This is a genomic window from Methylomonas rapida (assembly GCF_024360925.2).
Classification (GTDB): Bacteria; Pseudomonadota; Gammaproteobacteria; order Methylococcales; family Methylomonadaceae; genus Methylomonas; species Methylomonas rapida.
On record NZ_CP113517.1, the window covers coordinates 3,403,779 to 3,430,400 of the forward strand.

Annotated in this window: 28 protein-coding genes and 1 tRNA gene; 20 read left to right on the forward strand and 9 right to left on the reverse strand. The window is 53.4% G+C overall.

What is annotated here, in order from left to right:
• Positions 1–181 precede the first annotated feature (181 nt).
• The 7 genes from NM686_RS16005 to parC form a co-directional block, all read right to left on the reverse strand.
• Entirely contained in the window at positions 182–2,998 is a 2,817-nt protein-coding gene (locus NM686_RS16005) for a sensor domain-containing protein (RefSeq protein WP_255188849.1), read from the reverse strand.
• Positions 2,999–3,185: 187 nt separating this feature from the next.
• On the reverse strand, positions 3,186–3,788 hold the full coding sequence (locus NM686_RS16010; protein WP_255188850.1) for a PqiC family protein: 603 nt from the start codon (positions 3,786–3,788) through the stop codon (positions 3,186–3,188).
• Positions 3,789–3,801: 13 nt separating this feature from the next.
• Positions 3,802–4,827: an MlaD family protein gene (locus NM686_RS16015; RefSeq protein WP_255188851.1), complete on the reverse strand. Its 1,026-nt coding sequence runs from the start codon at positions 4,825–4,827 to the stop codon at positions 3,802–3,804.
• 13 nt (positions 4,828–4,840) lie between these two features.
• Positions 4,841–5,608: an ABC transporter ATP-binding protein gene (locus NM686_RS16020; RefSeq protein ID WP_255188852.1), complete on the reverse strand. Its 768-nt coding sequence runs from the start codon at positions 5,606–5,608 to the stop codon at positions 4,841–4,843.
• Entirely contained in the window at positions 5,605–6,753 is a 1,149-nt protein-coding gene (locus NM686_RS16025; RefSeq protein ID WP_255188853.1) for an MlaE family ABC transporter permease, read from the reverse strand. The genes NM686_RS16020 and NM686_RS16025 overlap by 4 nt, the downstream gene beginning before the upstream one ends.
• A 29-nt stretch (positions 6,754–6,782) precedes the next feature.
• Positions 6,783–7,373, reverse strand: coding sequence for a Uma2 family endonuclease (locus NM686_RS16030; RefSeq protein WP_255188854.1), 591 nt, complete (start codon positions 7,371–7,373; stop codon positions 6,783–6,785).
• Between the two features lie 57 nt (positions 7,374–7,430).
• Entirely contained in the window at positions 7,431–9,668 is a 2,238-nt protein-coding gene (gene parC / locus NM686_RS16035) for a DNA topoisomerase IV subunit A (protein ID WP_255188855.1), read from the reverse strand.
• 830 nt (positions 9,669–10,498) lie between these two features.
• Between parC and NM686_RS16040 the strand changes: the two genes are divergently transcribed.
• The 18 genes from NM686_RS16040 to NM686_RS16130 all read left to right on the forward strand — a co-directional run bounded on the left by NM686_RS16040 (position 10,499) and on the right by NM686_RS16130 (position 22,042).
• Positions 10,499–11,812 carry a tyrosine-type recombinase/integrase gene (locus NM686_RS16040; protein WP_255188856.1) on the forward strand — a complete coding sequence of 438 codons (1,314 nt, stop codon included), beginning with the start codon at positions 10,499–10,501 and terminating at the stop codon, positions 11,810–11,812.
• 38 nt (positions 11,813–11,850) lie between these two features.
• Positions 11,851–12,180 carry a type II toxin-antitoxin system RelE/ParE family toxin gene (locus NM686_RS16045; protein ID WP_255188857.1) on the forward strand — a complete coding sequence of 110 codons (330 nt, stop codon included), beginning with the start codon at positions 11,851–11,853 and terminating at the stop codon, positions 12,178–12,180.
• Positions 12,173–12,487 (forward strand): addiction module antidote protein, encoded by a 315-nt coding sequence (locus NM686_RS16050; protein WP_255188858.1) that lies wholly within the window; start codon positions 12,173–12,175, stop codon positions 12,485–12,487. The genes NM686_RS16045 and NM686_RS16050 overlap by 8 nt, the downstream gene beginning before the upstream one ends.
• A 376-nt stretch (positions 12,488–12,863) precedes the next feature.
• Positions 12,864–13,244, forward strand: coding sequence for a DUF7673 family protein (locus tag NM686_RS16055; protein ID WP_255188859.1), 381 nt, complete (start codon positions 12,864–12,866; stop codon positions 13,242–13,244).
• On the forward strand, positions 13,241–13,510 hold the full coding sequence (locus tag NM686_RS16060) for a hypothetical protein (RefSeq protein WP_255188860.1): 270 nt from the start codon (positions 13,241–13,243) through the stop codon (positions 13,508–13,510). Before NM686_RS16055 ends, NM686_RS16060 begins: the two co-directional genes overlap by 4 nt.
• A complete protein-coding gene (locus NM686_RS16065; protein WP_255188861.1) occupies positions 13,507–13,806 on the forward strand; it encodes a hypothetical protein in 300 nt (99 codons plus the stop codon). The genes NM686_RS16060 and NM686_RS16065 overlap by 4 nt, the downstream gene beginning before the upstream one ends.
• Positions 13,807–13,942: 136 nt before the next feature.
• Positions 13,943–14,608: a helix-turn-helix domain-containing protein gene (locus tag NM686_RS16070; RefSeq protein ID WP_255188862.1), complete on the forward strand. Its 666-nt coding sequence runs from the start codon at positions 13,943–13,945 to the stop codon at positions 14,606–14,608.
• A gap of 186 nt (positions 14,609–14,794) precedes the next feature.
• A complete protein-coding gene (locus NM686_RS16080; RefSeq protein WP_269022983.1) occupies positions 14,795–15,091 on the forward strand; it encodes a HigA family addiction module antitoxin in 297 nt (98 codons plus the stop codon).
• A gap of 99 nt (positions 15,092–15,190) precedes the next feature.
• Positions 15,191–16,066 carry a hypothetical protein gene (locus NM686_RS16085; protein ID WP_255188863.1) on the forward strand — a complete coding sequence of 292 codons (876 nt, stop codon included), beginning with the start codon at positions 15,191–15,193 and terminating at the stop codon, positions 16,064–16,066.
• A gap of 100 nt (positions 16,067–16,166) precedes the next feature.
• On the forward strand, positions 16,167–16,433 hold the full coding sequence (locus NM686_RS16090; RefSeq protein ID WP_255188864.1) for a helix-turn-helix domain-containing protein: 267 nt from the start codon (positions 16,167–16,169) through the stop codon (positions 16,431–16,433).
• Positions 16,430–17,245 carry a PD-(D/E)XK nuclease-like domain-containing protein gene (locus NM686_RS16095; RefSeq protein WP_255188865.1) on the forward strand — a complete coding sequence of 272 codons (816 nt, stop codon included), beginning with the start codon at positions 16,430–16,432 and terminating at the stop codon, positions 17,243–17,245. The genes NM686_RS16090 and NM686_RS16095 overlap by 4 nt, the downstream gene beginning before the upstream one ends.
• On the forward strand, positions 17,242–18,003 hold the full coding sequence (locus NM686_RS16100; RefSeq protein ID WP_255188866.1) for a recombinase RecT: 762 nt from the start codon (positions 17,242–17,244) through the stop codon (positions 18,001–18,003). Before NM686_RS16095 ends, NM686_RS16100 begins: the two co-directional genes overlap by 4 nt.
• Positions 17,993–18,394 (forward strand): hypothetical protein, encoded by a 402-nt coding sequence (locus tag NM686_RS16105; protein ID WP_255188867.1) that lies wholly within the window; start codon positions 17,993–17,995, stop codon positions 18,392–18,394. The genes NM686_RS16100 and NM686_RS16105 overlap by 11 nt, the downstream gene beginning before the upstream one ends.
• Entirely contained in the window at positions 18,381–19,523 is a 1,143-nt protein-coding gene (locus tag NM686_RS16110) for an AAA family ATPase (protein ID WP_255188868.1), read from the forward strand. Before NM686_RS16105 ends, NM686_RS16110 begins: the two co-directional genes overlap by 14 nt.
• A 167-nt stretch (positions 19,524–19,690) precedes the next feature.
• A complete protein-coding gene (locus NM686_RS16115) occupies positions 19,691–21,046 on the forward strand; it encodes a DEAD/DEAH box helicase (RefSeq protein ID WP_255188869.1) in 1,356 nt (451 codons plus the stop codon).
• The gene (locus tag NM686_RS16120) at positions 21,040–21,246 is read left to right on the forward strand and encodes a hypothetical protein (RefSeq protein WP_255188870.1); all 207 of its coding nucleotides are present in this window, start codon (positions 21,040–21,042) and stop codon (positions 21,244–21,246) included. Before NM686_RS16115 ends, NM686_RS16120 begins: the two co-directional genes overlap by 7 nt.
• Complete coding sequence (locus NM686_RS16125; RefSeq protein WP_255188871.1) at positions 21,236–21,661, forward strand: putative PDDEXK endonuclease; 426 nt, start codon at positions 21,236–21,238, stop codon at positions 21,659–21,661. The genes NM686_RS16120 and NM686_RS16125 overlap by 11 nt, the downstream gene beginning before the upstream one ends.
• A 99-nt stretch (positions 21,662–21,760) precedes the next feature.
• Entirely contained in the window at positions 21,761–22,042 is a 282-nt protein-coding gene (locus tag NM686_RS16130) for a hypothetical protein (RefSeq protein ID WP_255188872.1), read from the forward strand.
• 55 nt (positions 22,043–22,097) lie between these two features.
• Here the strand turns inward: NM686_RS16130 and NM686_RS16135 are convergent.
• Positions 22,098–22,174 (reverse strand) — tRNA-Met (locus tag NM686_RS16135).
• Between the two features lie 353 nt (positions 22,175–22,527).
• Here NM686_RS16135 and NM686_RS16140 point away from each other — a divergent pair.
• Together NM686_RS16140 and NM686_RS16145 are read left to right on the forward strand one after the other, a co-directional pair.
• The gene (locus tag NM686_RS16140; protein WP_255188874.1) at positions 22,528–24,144 is read left to right on the forward strand and encodes a SagB/ThcOx family dehydrogenase; all 1,617 of its coding nucleotides are present in this window, start codon (positions 22,528–22,530) and stop codon (positions 24,142–24,144) included.
• Between the two features lie 690 nt (positions 24,145–24,834).
• The gene (locus tag NM686_RS16145) at positions 24,835–25,338 is read left to right on the forward strand and encodes a tetratricopeptide repeat protein (RefSeq protein ID WP_255188875.1); all 504 of its coding nucleotides are present in this window, start codon (positions 24,835–24,837) and stop codon (positions 25,336–25,338) included.
• 17 nt (positions 25,339–25,355) lie between these two features.
• Here NM686_RS16145 and NM686_RS16150 read toward each other — a convergent pair whose 3' ends face one another.
• Positions 25,356–26,480 carry a fatty acid desaturase family protein gene (locus tag NM686_RS16150; protein WP_255188876.1) on the reverse strand — a complete coding sequence of 375 codons (1,125 nt, stop codon included), beginning with the start codon at positions 26,478–26,480 and terminating at the stop codon, positions 25,356–25,358.
• Positions 26,481–26,622 lie beyond the last annotated feature (142 nt).

Sequence of the window (26,622 nt, forward strand, 5' to 3'; positions counted from 1 at the left end):
CTGTCGCAAAAGCGCCCTCTCCTCGCGGAACCAGAGCGAGGAGAAGAATCAATTCAAGCATATGATTTATAAAGCATAATACTGACACCACCCCAATGGGAAGCAGGAATTGTTTTACCTTCTATGATAACCTGCTGTGGGCAAAGGGGGCACGAGGCGGAGGCTATTTTTGACGGAACCCTTAGCCCTGGAACAAGGCTTCAAACTGCACTTTTGCCACCGGTTCGCTGAATAAATAGCCCTGGTAATTCGTGCACCCCAAACCTTGCAAAAAGGTCTTTTGCGCTTGGGATTCCACGCCTTCGGCAATCACATCCAGCCCCATGCTCTGCGCCAAGACGATAATCATTTTGGCAATGGCGGCATCGTTGGGATCGATCAATATGTCTCGGACAAAGCTTTGATCGATTTTTAACTGATCCAAGGGCAATTGCTTCAAGTAATACAACGAGGAGTAACCCGTACCAAAGTCGTCCAGCGCAAACCTGACGCCTTTGGCCTTTAGTTGGCTCATCTTCACATTGATGTCTTCCACATCGGAAGCCAATAGACTTTCCGTCAGTTCCAGCTTGAGTTTTTCCGGATTGGCGCCGGATTTTTCCAGAATCGCCAAAACCTGGTCGGCAAAATCCGGCTGGCGAAATTGCCTGATACTGACATTAACCGCAATGGTGAGATGCGCAAAACGGGGTTGTTTCGACCACTCCACCAATTGCGCGCAAGTGGTTTCCAACACCCACAGCCCCAGCGGCAAAATCAGCCCCGTTTCCTCGGCCAACGCGATGAACTCGCCAGGAGGAACTTGGCCTCGCTCGGGATGCCACCAGCGCAACAAGGCTTCGGCGCCGACGATCCGCCCGCTGCCGTCCATCTGCGGTTGGTAGCATATTTGAAACTGGTTTTGCCGCAAGCCCTCGTGTAGCGCGTGTTCCAGATTGGCGCGGGCCACGATGGAGGCCTGCATGCTCGGATCGAAAAATCGCATCGTATTACGGCCGGCCGCCTTGGCCTGATACATCGCGATATCCGCCTGCTTCAACAATTCGTCTATCGTGGTTTCCTGATCGCAAAACAACGTCGCGCCTATGCTCGGCGTACTGTGATGTTCATAGCCATCGAAGCGGTAGGTTTGATTCAAGGCCGCCAGGATTTTTTCGCCTATGATTTCGGCCTGAATCGCAGCCTCCGCGGATTTTTGTCCAAGTTCCTTCAACATCAGTACGAATTCGTCGCCGCCCAAGCGCGCCACCGTGTCGCATTCACGCACGCTGGCGGTCAAGCGATTGGCCACTTGTTGCAACAGGCAATCGCCTTTGTCATGCCCCAGGGTATCGTTCAGCGTCTTGAAATTATCCAGATCGATGAACAACAAGGCGCCAAACATTTGTTTGCGGGCATGATTCGCCAGCGCTTGATGCAAACGGTCGCGCAACAGACGCCGATTGGGCAGCCTAGTGAGCGGATCATAAAACGCCAGGTTCTTGATTTCCTCTTCGGCCGCCTTGCGGTCGCTGATGTCGATGTGGGTACCCACATAATGCGTCACGTCGCCTTTTTCATCCTTCACGGCCGTAATTGTCAGCCATTTGGGGTAGATTTCGCCGTTCTTGCGCTTGTCCCACACTTCGCCCTGCCAGGTACCGGTACGATCCAGACACTCCCACATTTCCTTATAAAAGCGCTCGTCGTGACGGCCGGATTTTAGAATGCTTATTTTGCGACCAACGGCCTCTTCCGCCGAATACCCGGTCGAATCGATGAAAGTTTTATTCACCCGCAATATCACCGCGTTGGCGTCGGTGATGACCATGGCTTCCTGCGACTCGAAGGCAGTCGCCGCGATTCTAAAGTCCGCTTCGGCCTGCTTGCGATCGGTTATATCGATTGCGGAACCCACATAGCCGCAAAACTCGCCGTTTTCATCGTACAGCGGCACGCCTTGATCCAAAATCCAGCGCCAATCGCCCTGCTCGCGTCGCATGCGATATTCGGTCACGATTGAAATATGGGCGCTGACATTTTTGTAATACGCGGACAAAACGCCGCTCTTGTCTTCGGGATGAATCAATTCCAGCCAGCCTGCTTGCGTAATGGCACGTTCTAGCGTCAAGCCGGTAAATTTGAGCCAGGTTTCGTTGACGAACGTGGTTTGACCCACTGCATCGGTAATCCAGATCATTGCCGGTGAAGTATTGGCCATCAACCTGAAACGTTCCTCGCTGGTCCGCAATGCATCTTCCATTTTTTTGCGTTCGGTGATGTCGCGCAACGCACTCGCGAAAAAGCGTCCCTGTTCGGTTTCGATCGGACTCAGACTGATCTCGACATCGAATTCGCTACCGTCCTTTTTCAAGGCCATTACGATTCTGCCGCTTCCCATCATTCGGGTAAAAGGTGAAACCATAAATTGCTGGCGTAGCAAGACATGATGCGCGCGAAAACGCTCCGGCACCAAAATTTCGATGGTTTGCCCTACCAATTCGGCGGCCGTATACCCCAGCATCAACTCACACTGATGATTGACCATGGTAATCTTGCCGTCAGCGTCGCTGATCAGCATTGCATCAGGCGTGGCATTGAATATCGCGCGCATATAAGCTTCGCTGGCCTCCAATGCCCTCGTGCTCGGCAATTTCAACACTTTGGGCATCAATGGCCAGATGAGAATGGCCGTAGCCATTGAAACCAGCGCCGTGGCCAATTTGATCAAGCCTTCCAGCCAATAATCGGGGTGCCAGATGGTCCAGATGCTCATCAAATGGGTGGTGCCGCATAAAAGAATAAAGGCGCCGAATAAGACAAATACCCAACGATAGGCAAGGTCTTTACGCTTATAAACAAAATACAGCAATGCAAACGGAATGGAAGAGTAGGCCAACACGATCAGCACATCGCTGATGACATGCAGCCACAGAATAGACGGCAGCCAAAGATAACAGGCGCCATGCGGCATGAAGCTGCTGGAAGCCGCTAAAAACTCGTTGAACCAATCTGGCATTATTCCTCCCTAATTGCATGGGAGTTTAAAGACAGAATGCGCCGATGTCGAACCTTGAAACATACCCTATTACGCACACTGACACCAGCAGTTAAGATACTAGTCATAAAGCGATAACACACCATTGAAGACAGCCGCCGCGCACTTGTGAATTCAGGCTGGCGCAACGTCTTTTTTTGTAATTGAATCAATCGACCTTCAGTAGTTTCACCATCGCGGCGATGTCTCGGCTCAATTGGTTGAGGCATTGATTGAGCGCACGTACTTTCAATGACATGTCATCGCCATTGACAGCAGCGCGCAACGAACTGTGCTGGCTCAATACCACCTCGTTGTCGCGACTGACTTGCCATTGCGCGCTCAATTCAGCCAGCCCCTGCGGATTGACATGAAACGCCAAAATGCCAACCGTCAAACGCAATTGGGCTTGCTTGGCGCGAAGCGTGCTATTGATGACGACATCCGCAGGCAGTAAAACGCTCAAATCCTGCAACATGACCCGGGTCATGTTGTCGCCCAGATTCTCCGCCCAGCGATGATATTCGTCCAAGCGGTAGGTATTTTTATCGGATGCGCTCACGATCTGGCTTCTATCCAGGTAAGCCGGCAGCCGAACCGGCGCCAACGACAAAATCATTCGCGGCCGACTGGAATCCGTTTGCTGGGTTTCAACTTCGGCGAGGGGTTCCAACAGGTAAAACCGCGCCGGCGAGGTCGAGCCGATACAGGCCGCCTGCAGCAACAGCAAGCTGGCCATGCCTAAGCGCAACAAACAACGTGTCGTGTTCATGCTTCAGTCTCCTTCAATCCGGTTTTCCAGACAGCAATGACTCCGGATGACGCTCCAGATAATCGCTCAGATCACGGATGGCCCGCGCCGCCTGTTTCAAGGCCTGCAAACTGTCGGTCAAGGCCGACTCCGGCCCCACGGCTTCGTCGACACGCTGCAGGGAATCTTCGGCTTTCAGCAAGGCCGAAGTGGCCGCCTGTAAGGTTTGATCGGTACTTTTGAACACCTGCGGCAATTCAGCATGCAACTGCTTGATCATCACTTGGGTATCCTTGACCAGGCTTTCGGTACTGGCCATCGTGGCAGTCGTATTCCGCAAAAGAGGCTCCAGATTGCGATTCAGAATGTGCATGGCGCCCTCGACATCCTCCAGGGTATTGGCCAAGGCCACCTGGGTTTTTTTCAAATCCTCGGAGGCCAGCAGCTTTTTGATTTCGTGCAAACTTTCCGCGAAATCCTGCACGATTTGATCCAGCGGCAAATTGCGCAGTTTCTGCGCGACTTCCTCGGCGGTATTGCGTAATTCCACGCTGGTAGGCGGAATGCCCGGAATTTCCAGCAGCCCCTGATATTCCAGGTTGGCGAACCTTGGCGGTTTGTCGGGATAGGTGTCCAGATCGACATACAACAACCCGGTCAGCAGGCTCTGCATTTCCAAACGGGCGCGAAAGCCGCTAGCTACCAAGCGATCGCGATGGGCTTGCAATTGCTCCTGGCTCACCGCTTCCGGCAGCGGCGAACCGCCGGAACCACTGAGCAGGCTGCGGTTGATTTCTATGACCACCGGTTTGTACAGTTTATCGCTCTGATCGTCGAACAGCAGCGAGATTTCCTTGACCTCGCCGACTTTGACTCCCTGCATTTTCACCGGCGCACCGACATCCAAACCGTTCAACGAAGATTCCAGAAACACCACGAAACGCACTTTGTCGGCTTTAAAAGCTTGTCCGCCGCCGAAAATTAGCAGTCCTGCCACCAGCAACGCCAGTGCACCCAGCGTGAAGCCGCCTATCGCGGCGGGATTGATCGGTTTGCTCATTGATTGCTCCTGGTTAATCGCCGTCCGCGGCCTTGCCTTGGCCGCGGGTCAGGAATTGAATGATACGTGGGTCTTGCGCATTCGCCAGTATTTGCTGTGGCGGACCGCTGGCCAGCATGGTCTTGGCGTCGGCGTCGAGCAGCACGCCATTGGTGCCAATCGCGAAAATACTCGGCAATTCGTGAGTGATCACCACCACTGTGGTGCCCAGCGCATGGCTCAGATTGACGATCAAATCGTCCAGCAGCCTGGAACTGACCGGGTCGAGTCCGGCGGACGGCTCGTCGAAAAACAGGATTTCCGGATCCAGCGCCATGGCCCGGGCCAAGCCGGCACGCTTTTGCATGCCGCCGCTGAGTTCGGCGGGATAATAGTCCTCAAAGCCGGCCAAACCGACCAGCGCGAGTTTGTACGACACCATGTCGGCAATCTCGGCCTGACTCATGTCGGTGTATTCCTCCAATGGCAACGCCACGTTTTCCGCCAGCGTCAGCGAGCTGAACAAGGCACCGCCCTGGTACATCACGCCGATGCGCCTCAGAATGCGCTCGCGCTGCTCGAAACCGCCGCCCCAAAACGCCTCGCTCCCGTAAAATACGTCACCCTGCTTCGGCTGTTTGAGCCCTATCATGTGCATCAGCAAGGTGCTCTTGCCGCAGCCGCTGCCCCCCATCACGATAAAGACGTCGCCGCGGTTGACGGTGAAATTCAGGTTGCGCTGGATCAGGAATTCGCCGTAGGCCATGCTTAAGTCTCGAACGACGATATGCGGCGTACTCATATGTCCAGCTGGTTGCAGATCAGGGTGATGATGGAGTCGGCGATGACGATGTAAACGATGCTGTCGACCACCGCCTGCGTGGTGGCGTCGCCGACCGCCGAGGCGCTGGTGCCGCAACGCATGCCACGCATGCAGCCGGCGGTGGCGATCAGCACCGCGAACACCAGGCCCTTGAACAGGCCAATCGCAAAGTCGGTCAGATGCACGGCCTTTTGGATTTGGTTGTAATACTGGATCGGGGAAATGTCGAAGATGGTCAAACTGACCGCCGCACCGCCGAGTATGCCCATCAAGTCCGCGTACAAACACAGCATCGGCATCATCAGCGTCAATGCCAGCATGCGCGGCATCACCAGAAATTCCATCGGCGAGATGCCCATCGTGCGCAGGGCGTCGATTTCGTTGTTGACCCGCATCATGCCCAGTTGCGCCGCATAAGCGGCGCCGGTGCGGCCGGACATGATCACCGCCGTCATCAAGGTGCCCATTTCCCGCACGGTGCCAAGGGCCACCAGATCGGCGATATAGATTTGCGCGCCGAACATCGCCAACTGCACCGCGCCGACGAAAGCCAAAATCAAGCCCACCAGCAACGCAATCAGCGTGACGATGGGCAGCGCACCGGCACCGGCCTCCTGAATGCAGATCAGCAAGTCGACGGCGCGGTAGCGCGCTTTGCCCGTAGCAAAAGCCAACCCGGCCAGCATGGTTTCGCCAATGAAACGCGCCAAATCGACGCCATCACGCGATAGACTCAGGACGCGCTGGCCGAATCTGGCCAGAAATGACAGTCGTTGATCGGTACGATGGGCATCGATGCGCTCCGGCACGGTGCAGGCCAGTTTCAGCAGGGCTTGCACGCCATCCGGCAATGCCGAGGTATCGAGCTCGATGCCGTTCTGGCGGGCGTATTCGTCGATGCGATACAAATAGCTGGGCAGGCGGCTATCCCAGGCGCTAACGCCTGCTTCAAGCACGAGGCGGCGGGGATTTCGCTTGGACAGCTCGGCCAGGGTTTCAGCGAGCGGCGGAATCGCCGCGCCGCTGGCCCAGTGGCCGCTGAATTTCAACGCCAGCGCGGAATTCGGCAATGCTTCCAACCGAAGTTCGCCCTTCAGTCCGCTATTGGTAGATTCAATCGACATGCAAACCGTCCGCGGGCTGAGCCGCTGTGTTAGCTGGCATCGGCCGCTTGTTGCAGATAGGCCAGCACATCGTCGTTATCGACTTGGTAATAAATATCCGCGACCGGCACCGTGACATCGACCGAATAAAAATGAATCTGGTCGCCGAGATAATAGTACGACGACTGCCAGCCGTCGCGGCGGCGAAACACCACGATCTCGCCCCTGTCCTGCTCGATCAGAACGTATTCCTCCAGGCTCGGCAGGGCCTGGTAACGCAGGCGTTTGACCGTCTGGTCGAAACGCCGCGTGGCTTTGGACAGCACTTCGACCACGATCACCGGCGCGCTTTTGTAATATTCGTCCTGGTCGTCGCGCTGGCAGACCACCATCACGTCGGGGTAAAAAAACGCCTGATCGGCCTTGACCTTCATATCGGCCATGAAGGTGCGGCAGGGCGTGCCTTTGAGCCGATTTTTGAATTCGGCGAATAAATTTCCGGCCAGCAAATTATGGTTCTCGCTGGCGCCGGCCATCGCGTAAACCTCGCCGTCGAGAAACTCGTGTTTGACCTCGGCGATCGATTCCCCCGCTAAATAATCAGCCGCGCTGATTTTGTATTCGGCATAGTGCAGATTCATAGTTGAGCCCCGTTTTTTCTGCCAAAGAACGCCTGTTGCTTGCCGTGGGCTACCCGATTACACCACCACGGATTCCAGCCCATCCACTTTCTGAAACCCGCGCGGCAAGATGTTGCCGCGGTTGGCTCTGTTGCCGGAATACTGTTCGATATCCATCGCTTTCAGGGTGACAAAGCGTTTGCCGGAGATCACTTTCAGCTCGGCATGCGCGGCCAGCGCGGTGACCGCCACTACCGCATCCTTGCCACTGGTCAAATCGGCACCCGGAATCTGGATCAGCTTATTGCCCTTGCCTTTCGCCAATTCCGGCAAATCAGCCGCCGGAAAAATCAGCAAGCGGCCTTGCAGGGTCGCTACGGCCAGCAGATCGTAACCTTGCGGGATAGGCGCCGGGGTTAATACTTTGGCTTTATCCGGCAGCGTCAAAACGGCCTTGCCTGCCTTGTTCTTGCTGTACAGTTCTTTCAATTGCACTCTAAAACCGTAACCGGCGTTGCTGCTCATCAAGACCCAGTCGTCCGGCTGGCCCGTGAATACATCGGTAAACAGACTGCCGGGCGGTGGATTCAGGCGTCCGGTCAAGGGTTCGCCCTGACTACGTGCCGATGGCAAGTCATGAGTGGTGATGGTGTAAACCCGTCCGGTAGAATCCAGCACATAAGCCGGCTGCGTCGTTCTGCCCTTGGCGGAAGATAAATAACCGTCGCCGGCCCGGTAATTCAAACTTTCCACCTCGATGTCGTAACCTTTGGCTGCGCGTATCCAGCCTTTTTGCGACAAGATGATGGTGACAGGCTCGTTGGCGATCAGTTCGGTGGTATCCAATGCTTGCGCCGCGCCGCGCTCGACAATCGGTGAACGGCGATCATCGCCGTACTTTTCTGCATCGCGCTCGATTTCCTTGCGTATCAAACGATTCAGCAAGCGCTCCGAACCCAGGGTTTTCTCCAGCGCTTGTCGCTCCTGCTCCAATTCGTCCTGTTCGCCGCGGATTTTCATTTCCTCCAGCTTGGCCAAATGCCGCAATTTCAGCTCTAAAATCGCTTCCGCCTGAATATCGGTCAAGCCAAACCGCTCCATCAAGACCGGCTTGGGATGGTCTTCGTTGCGGATGATCGCAATCACTTCGTCGATGTTCAGATAGGCGATCAGCAAGCCTTCCAGGATATGCAGGCGCGCCAGCACCTTGTCCAGACGGTGTTGCAAGCGGCGGCGCACGGTCTCTGTCCTGAAACAGATCCATTCGATCAGAATCTGTTTCAGATTCTTGACTTGCGGCTTGCCGTTCAGGCCGATCATGTTCAAATTGACCCGGTAGTTTTTCTCCAGGTCGGTGGTGGCAAACAGATGCGACATCACCGCATCGACGTCGGTGCGCTTGGTTTTGGGGATGATCAGCAAACGGGTCGGATTTTCATGATCGGATTCGTCACGTAAATCCTCGATCATCGGCAGTTTCTTGGCCAACATTTGCGCGGCGATCTGTTCCAGCAATTTGGCGCCGGACACCTGATGCGGCAAAGCAGTAATCACAATGTTACCGTCTTCGACCTCGTATTTGGCACGCATTTTCACCGAACCGTTGCCATTGGCGTAGAGCTTTTGAATGTCGGCGGCAGATGTAATGATCTCGGCGTCGGTCGGATAATCCGGACCTTTGATATGTTGCAGCAGACCTTCCAATGGCGTTTCTGGCTCGTCCAGCAATTGCAGACAGGCATTGGCGACCTCGCGCAGATTGTGCGGCGGAATGTCGGTGGCCATGCCCACCGCAATCCCCATCGTGCCGTTCAGTAAGACATTGGGCAGGCGGGCCGGCAGCAGGCTAGGCTCTTTCAGAGTGCCATCGAAATTGTCCGCCCAGTCCACCGTGCCCTGCCCCAGTTCGCTGAGCAGGGTTTGCGCATAGGCTGTCAGCCTGGATTCGGTATAACGCATCGCCGCAAAAGACTTGGGATCGTCCGGCGAACCCCAGTTGCCCTGGCCGTCGATCAGCGGATAGCGATAGGAAAAATCCTGCGCCATCAACACCATGGCTTCATAACAGGCCGAGTCCCCGTGCGGATGATATTTACCCAGCACGTCACCGACGGTACGCGCGGATTTTTTGTATTTGGCCAACGCGGTCAGCCCCAGCTCCGACATCGCATAAACGATGCGGCGCTGCACAGGTTTGAGGCCATCGCCGATATGCGGCAAAGCCCGATCCAAAATCACATACATGGAATAATCCAGGTAAGCTTTTTCGGTAAATTCTTTTAAAGGGAGTTGTTCGAAGTTTTCCTGTACGCCCATATTTTTGCGAGTGATCCTAAGCAGTCGTGTCGCCAATTTGCGACGTTTATAGACCCATTAAAATACCACAGCCAGCGATAGTGGATTCGAAAGTCGATTCAATGGCAAGACAGTAAGAATGACAGTTGGCGACGTCAAGGCCTGACGCCTCAGCAAAGCCCAAGAAGAAGCCCGCCAATCGCAAATGCCGGAACCGTACTCAGGTAAGCGAAGGCGAACAATATCGCCAAAACAGAGAAAGCCAAGGAGCGAGTTAAATCCGAAGTCATGCGTGTGGCCATTCGCATTTTTATGCCAATTGTTAAAGAATGAACATGAAATAACCCATGCAAGCATTCGGTGTAGGTGCGGACTTATCCGCGCAGTGCGAATGAATTCGCACCTACCAATGCCGAGATTATTTCCCACACATGCCTAAAATACTTGCAGTGATTGATATTCCCTATAGGTTTATCAAATCAGATTACAAGAGTGAGCACAAAATCAACAAGCAATAAAAAAGGCCTAGGTCACTCGACCTAAGCCTTTACTTTTTTGTCTGGTAGCGGGGGCAGGATTTGAACCTACGACCTTCGGGTTATGAGCCCGAACAACAGCACATTTCCTGGCGTTGACTGGCATTCCCAAAAATCAATAAATAACTGATTTTTATTGGAATATAAATTTACCGCTATTTTTATTTGTTGATTGTCATTCCCAAAAATGCCTATAATCTGCCTACAAATTGCCTACATGGATTTTCATGTAGGAACTTCGGGCGAGTTTTCGGGATTTTTTATCCCAGCCCCCACACCTGCCTACATTTGTAGGCAATTTGTAGGCAGACGATTATGGCAACCATCAAACTAACCGGCGCAAAAATCGACAAGGCACAGCCGGAACCCGGCAAGGCCCAAACATTTATTTGGGACAGCTCAACCCCTGGTCTGGCTCTTCGCATCACTCAATCGGGCGGCAAGGCCTATATCTTTGAAAGCCGGTTCAATGGCAAAACCATCAGGATGACCATCGGCGACGTTAAAGCCTGGAGCCTTGGCAAGGCCCAAGAGGAAGCCCGCAGACTTCAAACCCTCATCGATGCCGGACAAGACCCCAGGCAGGTAAAAGCCGAGAAGATCGCCAAAGCCGAGGCCGCCAAAGAGCAGGCCAAAGCCGATGAAATCCGCAACAGTCTCTTGGTTCAATCCGCGTGGGATGAATACCTAAGCAGCAATCAAGACTATTGGGGCGAACGTCATTACCGGGACCATATCAACCTATCCCAGGCCGGCGGACAGCCCAAAAAACGCGGCACAGGCTTAACCGTGCAAGGCGTGTTATATCCATTGCTGCAAATGCGCATGGTCGATATAAGCGCCAGCGTCTTGGCTGACTGGCAAAAGCGAGAGGCAGAGACACGCGCGAACAATGCCCGGCAAGGGTTTGAAATGTTCCGCGCGTTCTGGCGTTGGTGCGGACAGCATGAGGTGTATGCGCGTGTGATCGATGCCCCCATCGTCGAGAATCAGGACGTTAGAAAGAAAGTCCCCAGCCGTAAAGCCAAAAAGTTTGACGTATTACAACGCGCCCACCTGCAAGACTGGTTTGCAGCGGTCCGCAACCTAAGCAATCCGGTTATATCGGCCTACCTGCAAGGCTTGTTACTGACCGGCGCCCGGCGTGAAGAACTGGCCGAGCTGAAGTGGTCGCATGTCGATTTCAAATTGGGCGCAATGTGGATCAAAGATAAGGTGGATGCCGAAGGCCGCATGATTCCATTGACGCCTTATTTGCGCAGCCTGATAACCGCCCTGCCCCGGCGCAATGAATGGGTATTCAGTAGCCCCACCGCAGCCGACGGCAGACTAGGAGAACCTAGGATTGCCCACAATCGCGCCTTGGATGCGGCCGGCCTGGAACATGTCACTCTGCACGGATTACGACGTACGTTTGCATCATTGGCCGAATGGGTCGAAATGCCGGTCGGTGTCGTCGCTCAGATCATGGGACACGCGCCCAACGCCACCGCAGAGCGGCATTACAAATCCCGCCCGTTAGAGCTTTTGGCTATCTGGCACGGTAAATATGAGGCCTGGATATTGGAACAGGCCGGCGTCGAGTTTTCGAACGACAAACAGGTTGAGGGTTTGCGCGTTATCAAATAATCCGCTTGCAGCTGCTACCCTGTAACATATAATTAACAATGTACACAATCGAAGATTACCAGACAGATGATGGAAAGTTGCCGTTTAAAGATTGGCTTTCCGATTTAGCTGATCGGCAAGCGAAGGCAAGAGTATTAACGCGAATTCAACGCATGGCAGCCGGTAATCTTGGAGACTGCAAGCCCATACAAGACGGCGTGTGGGAATTGCGTATCGATTACGGTCCTGGTTATCGCATGTATTACGCGCAGGCCGGCGACAAATTGCTGTTGTTGCTGATCGGTGGCGACAAGCGAAAACAACAGGCCGACATTGCCAAGGCCGTTGACTATTGGCAGGATTGGAAACGGAGAACGCGCCATGAGTGAAGCATCAAGACCCCATGACCAAACCGTTGTCGAGTTGCTTAGAGAAGATCCCACGTTTGCCGATGAATACCTGGCGGCGGCGCTGGATGAAGTAGATCAACCCGGTGGGCGTGAAACATTATTGACAGCCTTGCGTCATATCGCAGAGGCTCAAGGCATGGCCGAAGTGGCAGAACGCGCCGGTATCAAACGTGAAAGCCTTTACCGGGCACTCTCACCAAAAGGAAACCCCACCATCAAAACCTTGCTGGCCGTTACTAAAGCGGTCGGTTTGAAACTGTCGGTACATCGACAAGCAACCGCTTAACCCCTTTTTACCAAGCCTATCCCGACGGGGCGAACCCGGATTCCTTCAACCAGCAAGCAGGTGAAGGCTTGCGCCTCATAAAATAATGCTTGACAAAATCAACACAGGTCAATAATCTGCACCCATCCACTGAGCACAGTGGACGGGATTCGAACCCCGTTTCAACCATGGCGTCAAAAGCGCCGCATTCATAGCGGCTTTTTTGTGCCCGTCATTCAGCGCGGCGTGAGTCGTGTTATCCTGTTTTGGCGGGCTGTTCTGGGCACCCTCGCGGTGGCCGTTGCCTTGGTACGGTAGTTCGAACCCATTACAGCCCGTCGCCCAAAGATTCGAACCTTTGCCGACGGTTACTTACCTGAACCAAGGAGTCGTCGCTATGACTACGCAAATCATGGGCGCAATCCGCCCAAAAACACCCAATACACAACTCGATTTATTCTTTCAGGAAATACTCGCGCACGATCAAGAGCGCAAGGCGGCCACCGAAACCGGCATTCCTGCATTAATCCGCTTGGCCAACGTCGCCAAACGAGACACAGGCCAATCAAAAACCGTTCGCCTATTCCTATTGGGCCTTTATAACGGCTATCGCTTCCCCTTCAATCTGATAACACTTCGTAGCCTGGACAAAGAACTGTTCGATGACTGCATGGCCGTACTGACACTTGATGCGAGAGCGACCGCAAAAGAGGTTCACCAATACCTGAGCAACGGCGGTGAGCTTTTCGAGCATTGGGCTCAAGGGGGTGCGCAATGACCGCAAACATTTTGAAGCATCGCATCGACGAAACCGAGATCGATCAATTACCCATGGTCGATGATGCCATCATGAGTTCACTCAACCGAGCGCAAGGTATTCTGATTCTGTTGTCTTTTAACTTCGATGAAGGCGTCCGGAATCAAGCGGCTGATCATGTCGTGGCGAAGGCGCTTGATTCTGTTTTGGCCGAATTGACCGATGTTCGCGAAATTTTCCGGGCCTACAGCCGCACGGCATCTTTGCGTACAGGAGGTGCCGAATGATTTGCTCGATTCAAATTGCGCTACTGCAACTGTTCGAGGCAGCAAAAGATAACCTGGACGACGATCAGCTTATATTTTTCGGCAATCTGCTGTTGCATGCCGACGAAGAAGCCCAAAACCTTTGCAATACGGTGACAGCCTTGGCCATGTGTGATGTTAGCGAACGCTTACCCGATGGCGAGATTCAATCTGTACTGCTTGGACTGGCCAACAGGGCCGGAACCATTGCGGCATTGATCCAGATTGGCGCGAAAGCCAAGCAAATGGCCGCCGAACGCAAAGGGGGCGCACGATGATGACTCGAGCCAACACCAATCAGATTTCAAAAAACCGGGCCAACCTGGAACGCGCAGCCCGGATAAAACACAACCCACAATTCGACAAAAGGTCGTTGATAGCTGGCCTGGCGTTGCTGTTTTTTGGAGGTGAGAAATGAGCATGGAATGTTTAACCCAGGCATTCAATGCCAGCATCAAAGGGGCAAGTAAGGCGGTGTTGATCGCATTGGCTGATAGGGCCAACCGTGGTGGCTACTGCTTTGCCTCTCTGTCTGACATTGCCTTTCGTGCAGGCTGTGATCGCCGCACAGTGATGCGGTCGATTGATACGCTGGAAAAATCCGGGTTTATCTTGGTTATCCGCGACAAAGGCCGGACGAATCATTACATGATTTTGCCGGCTGTATCAGATGACGCCGGTGACAACATGTCGCAATATGACGAAAGTGAGCAGGCCGATTTTGAACAAAACTTATCCACAGCCAGCGACATAGAGTCACCAAAAAAAGTTATCCACATCGGTGACAATGTGTCAAAAACTGGTGACATGGTGTCAAAAACTAGGGGCGTCATGTCACCCAAACCCAATATAACCCAATTAACCCAAAAACGCGCGCGCGAGGAATCGCCGAAAAATGTCACGTGTCAGCCGAAGGATCGAAAACCGAAACCACGCATCGATGCGCAGCCACCCATCCAGCCAGATCAACCGCAGCGCAACCGGCAGGCCGGCATTCATGGATTGCGAGGTATCAAGGCGATTTTGAAAAACATCACACCAACCCAGCCAGACCAAGACATTGCAAACCGTAAAGCATAGCTATACACTGAGTTATGATTAAGAGTTTCCGGCATAAAGGCATAAAGCAGTTTTTTGAAACGGGCTCAAAGGCCGGTATCAATGCCGAGCATGGCAACAAGCTAGCGCGGCTATTGAATGCCGCCAAGAATCCGCAAGAAATGGACTTGCCCGGCTGGAAACCCCACCCGATCGAAGGCGATTTATATGGCGATGTTCAACCCACCCCACCCCGGCAGCATATTGAAAGAGGATGTTTTACCCGAGCTTGGTATAGGCGTTACAGAGGCAGCGGCTCAATTGGGTGTGTCCCGTGTGGCCTTGTCCCGTGTCGTCAATGGCAAAGCGGCTATCAGCGCAGAAATGGCGATTAGACTCGAAGCCTGGATGAATGGCCCGACCGCCGAAACATGGGTAAAAATGCAAGCCGAATATGACCTATGGCAGGCCCGTCAGAAACCCAAGCCTACCGTTACCCCTGCCCCCAGACCACAAGCCGCTTAACCATATTTGCCGCGCCTAGGATGGCCACCCGAAAACCGGATTCCTTCACCGGCTGGCGCGGCAATCCCTCGAAGGACTACGCTTTGAAGGAGGCGTATCGTGGTTGCTATACCACCTAAAACCATTAATCAAAAAATCAAGGCACGCGAGGCCCTGAGCTTTGCTGACATCATTTATTGTTATCCTCAAATTCGAAACAATAAGGCGGAACAACGGCGGCTAATCGCTCAAATGACGCGGGAATATTTGGCCGGTGAATTAAGAGCGAAAGATGATGGAAGCGAATTTCAACACTGGGTTAAGGTGAAGCGTGATATTGAATTTGAAAACGAAGAACAAGCCCGGTTAGCTGGCTTTGATACCGTTTCACCACATCCATGGCGCTACGAACAGAAGCAATACAAAGATAAGGTTGTGGTGAAAGCCGGTATTGATGCCGTGCTTTCCAGTGAGCAACATATCCGTCTTTCTATCGCTGGTCGATTCGAGGTTATCCAATCGCCCTATTTGCCTAATTTCACAGTATCGCCAGCCGATTACGCGGCCTATCTTGGCAACCATGACGTGGGGTCTATTTTATTGAATGAATGGTTAGATCGAACTTTGACCGGAAAGGCAGCGCCAGCAACACAGGATGAAAAGAAAAAGTACATTGCGCCGATAATATCCGTAGAACAAGACGCCCCCAACACCGACAAAGAAATTAAATTTAATCGATTGCTTGATGAATACTTGTTCGAGCTTTGGTGCGATTGTGGAAAACCGGAAAAGCCGAGTAAATTTAAAAAGCATATCAATACTCTCAAAAACCACCAGAAGAATTCACTAATTGGCAATTGTTATGGATCGGGCAATAAAGGAGAAGATCAATGGACGTTTGAATTTGTAAAGAACGGGATTGTAAAATCTGTCCCATCAGGAACGCTGGGTAACAAAGTTCGAGAATTCAAAAAACGCGTCAACCCCCAAAAATAAAAAAATTCCACAACAGTTTTCCATTTTTCCACACTCTAAAATTTTGTGGAAAAACCAGCATTACAAAACAGGCTCCATCAACAAATCGGAGTCTTTAGTAATGACCAGTCAAGCCAATCAAGCGCCAGCAACCCAGGCGCGAAAAATCGAACCGGTATCATTAACCAAATACCCACCCCTCAACGAAGTCACTCGTGACCTACTGACCACCGACGAAACTGCTTTCTACCTGGGATTGAAGCCGCAAACTTTACGAAAATGGCACTGTGAAGGCCGGGACGTTATCCGGCCAGTGTATTTAGGCCGTAAACCCATGTACCGCAAATCAGCGGTTCAAGCCCTGATTGCGGGCGAGGTGGCAGCATGAAGCCCGCCTTTATCTTCAATCAGTCAGAAAGCGAGTACCGCGCAGCAAAGCCGGAGCTCTCTCAATCGGTTATCAAAAACATGCTGGCACAATCACCGGCCCATGCACGTTATCAGATCGACAACCCGACCGAATCAACGCCAGCAATGCGGCTAGGCACCCATGCACATAATCGTATTTTGGAGCCCGGCAATATTCGCTATGCAGTCGCGCCAGCAGTGGACCGCAGAACAACGAAAGGTAAAGCCGAATATCAGCGAATCATTGATGAAAACCCAGGCAAGGAAATCATCACCGCCAGCGATATGGAGCAGATCGAAGGCATGGCCGCAGCCATTGAAGCCCACCCACTCGCAGGCCGACTGTTACAAGGCAGCGTCGCTGAGGTATCGGCATTCGGCAGCATCAACGGCACAGCAATCAAAGGCCGGCTCGATTACTTCCACCAAGCCGACGGCATTGTCGTCGACCTGAAAACCACCTCCGCCGCTTCACCCGACGAAGCACAGCGATACGCGGTCAAGTATGGCCTGCACATCCAACAATTTGTCTATTCGGATATTTACCGCAGCATCACCGGCAAAGCCCCGGCTGATTTTGTGTTTGTGCTGGTCGAGAAAAATCCCCCGTATGGCGTGGCGGTCGTTCGATTGACGAAAGAAGCAGTCGAAGCAGCACGCGGTCAAGTCGAAAAGGCGCTGGCAATTTGGCAGCAGTGCGAAAAATCCGGCATTTGGCCGGGTTATGGCGACAACGTGATAACCGTCGATTTACCCGCATGGAGCTATCGGAAATTGGAGGTTACGGTATGAGCGATTTAATGAACGCATTGAACACGCCCGCAGCGCCCAAGCCGCAAACCTTGCCAGCCTGCTTAAAAATGGCGTTGCCACGCATCAAGGCCATATCACCGAAAGCGGCTGACCCTAACCGGATCGCGGCGGCTGTGATGGCGGAAACTAAAGCAAACCCGAAACTATTGGAATGCAACCCTTATTCCGTGGTTGGCGCTGTTATCCGTGCGACTCAATTGGGGCTGGAAATCGGTTCGCATCTGGGGCAAGCGTATCTAGTCCCCTACAAAAACGACTGTACTTTGCAGATCGGCTATCGCGGGATGATCGACTTGGCTTTCAAATCCGGCCTTGTCGCCTCAGTCACAGCGCGAACAGTTCACGAAAACGACGTTTTCGACTGGGAGCTTGGCACCGAGGAGCGCATCACCCACAAACCCGCCACAGGAGACAGGGGCAAGCTGATTGCAGTCTATGCCATGGCAAAACTGACCACCGGCGGCATTCACTTTGAGGTGCTGGACCTGGCCGAAATCGAGAAAGCCAAACGCGCCAGCAAATCGAGCGGCTTCGGGCCTTGGAAAGATCATTTTGAAGAGATGGCAAAGAAAACAGCCATCAGGCGATTGTTCAAATATTTACCCGTCGGTACAGAGCTAAGTCGAGCCGTGGCGCTGGATGAAAAAGCCGAAAGCGGCAGCCAGCGCAATGACATCGAAGCCGAGATGGTTCTGGATGCCGAATTTTATCAGGCGGGAGGTGGCGATGGCGCCTAAGTCGAAATTGCCGCCATTCGGCACGATACTGGTAGAGCGCCAGCGTTTCAAGAATCCGCCATGGCTGGTCGTCGTGTGCGTCGGCGCTGGCGCTTGGCAGTCTGCGAAGATTCGGAACGGTCGTGGGGATTCGGTCGGCTTGGTCCTACCACCCGGCGAAAACCCCGCGTCATTCAACTGGCCGATTCAGGGCTGCAAGTGTGTTGTCGAGTGGTCCGTTGGTCCGAGCGTCGACGATGTTGTCGAGCTGGTTAAGGCTTTGTTGAGATCGGGAGCGGAGTTGGTGGCCGTTAATCCGATTTGGCAGAACGGCGTCGCTAACACCGGCGAGCCCAGGGAAGTCGTGCGCATCTACCGCGCAAAGAGGGAGGCCGGCCATGTTGCCAGATGATGACGAGTTTATCGAGATCGACGCGAATCCTGAACAATCCGCGCCTAAACCCTTCCCTTTTATAAGCGCCGCAGAGCTTACAGCGAAGCCCATCAGCATTCCATGGTTGTTGGAGGGTTACATCGAGCGCGGGTCATTGAATCTGCTATTCGGTGGACCGGGAACCGGGAAATCATTACTGGACCTGGATTGGGGGTTTTGCGTGGCGCATGGGATCCACTGGAATGGATGCCCGACCGAGCAAACCGACGTCGTTGTGATCGCTGGCGAAGGTTTCGCAGGCATGGCCAGACGATTAAAGGCGCTGGAAGTCAAACACGGCAGACCAGCACCGGAGCGGTTATTCATCAGCCAACGCCCCGGCGACCTGATCGACTCGAACAACGCACAATGGATAGCGGATTCCATCATGGCGCTTTGTCCGAATCCCGGCTTAATCATCATCGATACGCTACACCGCAACATGACCGGCGATGAAAACAGCAGCGCGGATATTGGGCAGTTTGTCGCCAACATCGACAACCACCTTAAGCCCTTGGGCGCGGCGGTTCTGATCGTCCACCACAGCGGCCACGGCACAGCGCAGCGAAGTCGGGGTAGTTCATCAATCCGAGCGGCGATGGATGCCGAATTTTCCGCTACCAAAGACGGCGCAAATGTCGTGCTGACCTGCACCAAGGCCAAAGACTTCGAGGCATTCAGTCCCCAGCAATTCACGCTCAAAACGGTTGATTTGCCCTGGCCGGATGATGACGGCGAGCCGTTGAAGTCGGTCGTCTTGGAGCATGCCGGCGATGCGAAACCCGTTACAGCAAAGCGGCGATTGTCGGCACGCGATGACGCGATATTGACCGCACTATCTGAGGCTATCGATAAGCATGGCGTCGAACCCTCAGCAGAGATCAAGGACAAGTTCGCCGGATTCAAAGGCTGGACGAACCGCGCGGCGAAAGTCGTTCATATCGACCATTGGCGCGAATTGGCTTACCAAACCATCACCGTTGATTGTGAGGCTGAGGAAGGTAAAGCAGATGCGCGAAAAAAAGCGTTCAAGCGATGCAGGAATAAATTGTTCGATTCCGGTTTTATCGTCGAGCACGGCGATTACGCATGGCCAATATTCCACTAATTATCAAAGGGACAGACAGGGACAAAAGGGGACGAATGTCCCCCCTGGACAGTCCAGTTAGGGGGGACAGACAGGGACACACCTCTGTAAGAGGTGTCCCTTGTCCCCCTGAAACTGTCCCCCGGGAATCGTCCTTAGCCCAGTCCCAGAATTTAAGAGATAAAACGATGAAAATCACATTAACAAACCATGCCCGCATCGAGGCATCGGAAAACATCCTTAACCAGATCGAAAAACGCTGCACGCACAGCAACCCGAAATATTACGAGGCTCTTCGGCAAAACCGTTACACCGGCAGCATCCCCAAACAGATAATGCTGTCCAGACGCATGGACGACGGCAGCCTAGTTATTCCGGTCGGCATGGTGGGCGAACTGTTCACGGCTGGCGCTGAAATCATGGACAACCGGCGCAGCGTATTGGCCCAGATCGGCTTTAATGGCCAGTTGCGGGATTATCAACAAACCTTTGTTGCCGATGCTATGCGAGCGAAAGGCGGCGTGTTGGTGGCGGCAACCGGCGCAGGGAAAACCATTTCCGCCATTGCCCTGGCGTCAAGACTAGAGCAGCGGATGCTGGTATTGGTTAAGTCAAAGGATTTGGCCGAACAATGGCGCGGCGCTATCGAGCAATTCACAGGATTAACCGCGGGCATGATCGGCGCTGGCAAGGATACCGAAGGCGAGCAGTTCACCGTCGGCACCGTGCAAACGCTGGTTAAGCGGGATTTATCCCAACTGGATTACGGCCTGGTGATTGCCGATGAATGCCATAACGCGCCAGCAGATCAGTTTTACCAAGTCATTACCGGCCTGGATGCCCGCTATAAATACGGCCTAAGCGCCACGCCACAGCGGCGCGATAGCCTGGAATTTATGATTCATGCCGCATTAGGCCCGGTCGTGTCTGAAATCAAACCGGAACAGATCGGTGACAAGGTTTTACCGGTCGAGGTCGAGATGGTCGAATTGCCGTGGGAGCGCCGAGCCCCGGAAACCTGGCAGGACTACATCGATATGATTGTGAGCGATGCCGAACGCAACGACGAAATCATTAGACAGATCGATCAAGCGCAGTTTTTGCGGTCGGGCGCCGTGATCGTTTTGAGCCAACAAATCAACCATTGTGAAATCCTGGCGAAATTGGCCGAGGAGGAAGGACTAAAGCCCTTGCTGATACATGGCCAGCTACCCAGCAAGACGCGCCTAGAACGCATGTCACAGGCCCCAGACAGCCAGCTTATCATAGGCACCACTAGCCTATTGTCGGAGGGGATCGACTGGCCGCACCTGCAAACGCTGATATTTGCCACCCCGTTAAGCGCCGTGATCGAAAAAAACGGACAACCCGCAGCCACCAAGCTGATTCAATCGATAGGCCGATGCCGCAGACCCTACCCCGGCAAAACATGCGCGTATGTGATCGATTTCGTCGATAGATGCGCGTTTGGTTACGCCACCGCCAAAAAACGGCGGACCATCTACGAAATACAGGGTTTTACCGTGGAGCGTTTGCCATGGTGAATTGGGCGGAAGAGGCTAAAGCATTGGCCGACCTGGTTGAGTTGCTGGCGCTGGAAATCATCGACGCTATTGCACAGCCAGACGCGCGGCAGGTGCAAGCCTTATATCTGATAACGGAGGCAGGGCAACAGCTTTACGCAGCCAGCATCAACCTAAAGCCGGATGGTGAACAGACCGAGGGGGCGGAATATGCGGATTAATAGCCGGCAAAAAGGCGCCAGCGCAGAACGGGAATTTGCCGGATTGATTGCGGATTGGTGCGGCGTTCGCTTGATTCGCAATTTGGAGCAAACCAGATCGGGCGGCCATGACTTAATCGTTCACCCGGACGAAATCGGCGCGGTCGCTGATGCGTTCCGTCGTCTGGCTATAGAGTGTAAACGGTATCAAACCGCCACCGATGCGCAGATTGCAAAATGGTGGACACAGGCACTTATACAGGCCGACGATGCTGGACTGATACCAGTGCTGGCCTATCGTGCCAATCGCGCCGCGTGGCGCGTCGTCGTGCCGATTTATCGCATAAATCCGGCGCTTGGCACTAGCCAGCAGATAGAGCACGCGGCAACGCTGACAGTGGAAGGTTTCTGTCTGTCCATGAGAGAAACAATTTAGTTTTACGGGTCCTTCCTGGCAAATCGGGATGCGGGTAATTCGGGCCCCGTTTTGATTGTAGGTAGCAAGGCATTTTTATTAGTTGACGTGGAACAATGCGTGGAACACTTTATAACCTGGAACGGGCAACAACTTGTATGGGGTGCGGAACTGGCACGGCGGTTAAACCTATCGCGCCAGCGCATAACCAAGATGAGGCAGGGAGGGAAAATCCGTTATGCGGTCGAATTATTGCAACTGTACGATTTCCAGCAGGCGGTTATCGATTACGATCGCAACAGCGACCCAGGCCACGTACTCCGACACAAGGCCGACAAACTGGACGCCATTGACCGGCATTCCCAAAAATTTAGCCAAACTGCCTACAAAGTGCCTACATGAAATCGGCAGGCAATAAAAAAGGCCTAGGTCGTCAAACCTAAGCCTTTGATTTGTCTGGTAGCGGGGGCAGGATTTGAACCTACGACCTTCGGGTTATGAGCCCGACGAGCTACCAAGCTGCTCCACCCCGCGATTGATTTGGGCTATTATACGGATTAATCCGTTTGCGTCAAGCACAATCTTGCTTTCTGTTTGTGCGCGGCACCGACTGCCTGCAGATCATGTATTACAACCGCCAACACTTTGGGGTTCTCAGCGTTTATCAAGCCGGCCGACTCAACCGTTTCAAGGATGGGCAATCGAGTGCTTCGGCACACAGTTGGAAAGGCAAAACCGGCAGAGATCATATGACAAAGTGCTTCGTGGGATTATGGTTTACCCTGTAACCCATACTCGATCGACGCGGCTTTGCTAATAAAGCTTTTTCCGCGCATTTCCGGATGTCTGGAATCGAAAGGTTTTACGTAACTACCCTGCATGCCGCCATGAGCACAAACGCCGACGCCGTATTTCATTATCACCAACGCACCAAACATCAGCCCAATGCTTATGCCAAAGGCCCCGACTCGCTGGATTGGGCCAATCAACCCGACCCGTTCCGCCGTTTTACAGGCTGCGAGTCGGTGAAGCTACCCCTGCCCGGCATGGAGCTGGCTTGCCGATTTGGCGATCTGGACAAGCCAGAAACCATACCCCCGCAACCCTTAACCATGAACAACCTCGGGCTAATGCTGGAATTGTCGTTCGGTTTGTCGGCTTGGAAACAATACGACCCTGACCACTGGGCTTTGCGCTGCAACCCTTCCAGCGGCAATTTGCATCCGACCGAGGCCTATCTGATCTGCACCGATGCTTCATTGCTGCAGCCAGGGGTTTATCACTACGTCAGCCACGATCATGCGCTGGAACGCCGCTGCCATTTCGCCGGTGACGATCTGTCTGGCGAGCTTTATATCGGCCTATCCTCTATTCACTGGCGCGAAGCCTGGAAATACGGCGAACGCGCTTTTCGTTATTGCCAACACGACATCGGCCACGCGCTGGCGGCTCTGAGTTATGCCGCTGCCTGTCTAGGCTGGTCACCGGAATTGCTCGGCGAAGCCAGTGATGCCGACATTGCCAGCTGGTTGGGACTGGACCGTAGCGACGATTTTGTGGAACACGAGCGAGAAGCCCCCGATTTGCTTTGCCGATTGCGCACCAATCAGCACGGCTGCGAGGCCTTCGACGCCCAGCGGTTGACGCAAATGACACATGGCGCGCAGTGGTCCGGCAAAGCCCTACGCCTGAGCGACAGACACTTTCATCGCTGGCCCATCATCGACGAAGCCGCTCATCAAATGCAAAAACCCGCCACCACCGCCGAGCGCAGTCAGCCCTACGCGTTTGACTTGCCGACTCCCAGTCATAACCTCGCCGCCAGTCGTTTGATACGCCAACGTCGTAGCGCACAGCATTTCGATGGCACCGCAGCATCATTGCCGTTAGCCGATTTTCACCGCATCCTGGCGGCATTGCTGCCCAACGCCAAGCCGCCATTTACGGCATGGAATTGGCCGGCACAGGTACATATGCTGATATTCGTGCACAGGGTGGACACACTGAAACCCGGCCTTTATTTGCTGCCGCGTAACGCAAACGCTATCACAGCCCTAAAACAGACTTTTGCCACCGATTTTGTCTGGCAACGCAGCGCAGCACCTTTCGAATTTTACCAATTGGTAGCGGGCGATATCCGCCAAGCCGCGAAAACGCTTTGCTGCCACCAGGCCATCGCTGGCGACAGCGCATTCAGCCTTGGTATGTTGGCGCGATTTGCCGAAAACGTAGAGGCAGAGACCTGGCGCTACCGGCGCCTGTTCTGGGAGTGCGGCCTGCTCGGGCAAATCCTGTACCTGGAAGCCGAAGCATCCGGCGTGCGCGGTACCGGTATCGGCTGCTTCTTCGATGACATGGTGCATGCCGTGCTGGGCTTGCGGGATCACACCTGGCAAAGCCTGTACCACTTTACCGTGGGCATGCCGCTGGAAGACAACCGCCTGCAAACCTTACCTGCCTATGCTCATTTGCGTGGCGAAATCAGTTCCGAAGGGAAGGTTTGAAAGCTGTTTCAGCTTACCGGTGACCCAATTCGCGCGCAATTTTTCAAAGCCTGCGGATGTCGTCAGCATCACTTTCCAAACAAATCCTAAAATCAAGCCGGCATCCGGCGTCAAGTTCATCATCCTAGAAAAATCATTTAACCCACGAAACACATGAAAATCACGAAAAGTTTCAAACGGTTATCCCCCAAAGAACCGCACCGAAAAGGTGAGCCGATAAGCTTCATAACGCAATGGTTTCTTTCGTGTATTTCGTTCTTTTCGCGGACTTGCTGCCGGTTTTAGGATCATGGAACAGACAGACATCCACTCGCCCACAGCTTCATGAGACTTAAAGTGCCGCTTGACGATTTGTCCGGGCAAAACATGCAAGCTCAGTGTGTCTTGCAAAAAACCGACCGGTCTTGGTATCGTTATGCGCAAAAGAGTGGCTGCTTTCAACGTCGCCTGGGAGGAAAACCATACGTGCTCAATTCATCGACCTTTATTTACTGTCCGCGTTGCGGAAGTCGAAACACCTGCGTTTCATCCAGGCAATCCAGGAAAGCTTCGCTCAGGGCCTGGTTTTATAAAATTTACCGTTGCAACGACTGCTCCTGTCATTTCAAAACCTTTTTAAGTCAACGCTTTCTGGCGATCATTGCCCTAGTGCTATCACTTACTTTCATACTGACTTCCGCAATATATTGGTTGAAACCCAAAAACGAAATTTATCAGGAGGAAGCGATTTCTCCGGAGATTATTGACTTGGCCAAGCAAGGCAATGCCGAGGCCGCACTGGAGCTTGGCTTGCACAGCAAACATAGGAATCCGAAAGAATCCTCGGAATGGCTGGAAAAATCCGCCAAACGAGGAAACCTAGAAGCCAAGTATCATTACGGCATGGCACTGATGGAGGGTAACGGTGTTTTGCAAAACTACAAGGACGCCATCTACTGGCTGCAAGATGCCGCAATGTCAGGGCATGACTCGGCACAGTACGAAATGGGCAACATTCTTGATTTGGGCATAGGGGTATTGAAAGACACCCAGAAAGCCTACATGTGGTTTACCTTGGCCGCGGCAAAGGATGTAAAAGACGCCGTTACCAGAAGAGACGCCCTATCCAAGAGCCTCTCCCTGGAACAGATCCTGACCATGCAGGAAGAAGCAAAGAAAATTGCATCCAAGGACAATTCCAAACATCAACCCTAGTCCTCAACAATGCCGGCCTAAGCTGCCGCCGGCTTCAGCATCGACGTTTTTCCTACCATGATGTCCACTGCCTTCAGCAAGCGTTTGAATACGGAATCCTGGCAATAAGGAATATTGTGCTTCCGACACAAGGCCTTCACTTGGGGCTGTAGCTTCTGGTACTGACTCAACGGCAAATCCGGCCACAAATGGTGTTCGATTTGATAATTCAGCCAACCGTAGAAAAAGTCGTTGAAATTGGAACCGGTCGGGTAATTGACCGAACCCAATATCTGCCGGAGATAGAACTCTCCTTTGCTGTGGGATTTTTCATCAAACGCCATCACATCGTCGCCGGCATGGTTGGGGATCATCACCAGAAAGGTATGCATATTGGTGAAGATTTCAGCCAGGATGGAGTTCAACAATACGCTGGTCGCCGCCACGCTACCCAACGGCAAGAACAGCGCCGGCAAAAATACGAAGCGATAAGCCACATAAGGCAGAATGCTCTGCAACCATAGACCTCGTCCTCGCGGCGTGAACAAACTCCAGCCCCCCAAACGGGTCATTTCGGGGACAGGCTTACCCTGCTGCCGTGCCGCATTGATTTCCAATTCCTTGTGCGTGCGTGGTGTGTAATAACTCAGCTTCCAGACCCCCGAGAACAAGGCCACGATGGTATAGCGCAGCCACATCGGCAATGAGGATTGTCTCAACCATTCCATGTTGTGCTGTGCATTGTTGGGATCGGCCGTTTCCCCCAAGCGGTAATGGTGCAAGCCGTCGTGCTCATGATGCCAACCCGAGGGCGTCATCCAATCGGGCCAATCGAGAAAGCGTCGCCAACCTTGAGCAAATTTTTTGCTTTTATAACGCTGCGAAGCGCCTTGGGCTTTGTCGTAGCCGCGGTGTTGAATCGGATGCGCGACTTGTGTCCAGCGCGTGAAACTTCCCTGACTGATCAACAGCGCGGAAACCGGATTAGGCGCCAACCACGCCGTCGCGTAGCCGAGCAGTTCGCAAGCCTGCCCCCACCGCTCCATGCGCCGCATGTGACGAAAATCGTCCGGCCCCATGTCGGCCAGTGCTTGCTGGTGGAGCTGTTTGATGTCTTTGGCCAACTGTTCGCGATCGACCGTCTGGTAACTATTCAAGCTCAAGATAGGTATTCTCTGAAATGTAATGTGAAAGGGGTAAGCGTTTATTTGTTCGGAATGATGACAAGCAGCCACGGGGTGAGCGATAAAACCTGGACACAAAAAAAGGGCTTGCGGAGATGCAAGCCCTTGATTTATCCGCCAC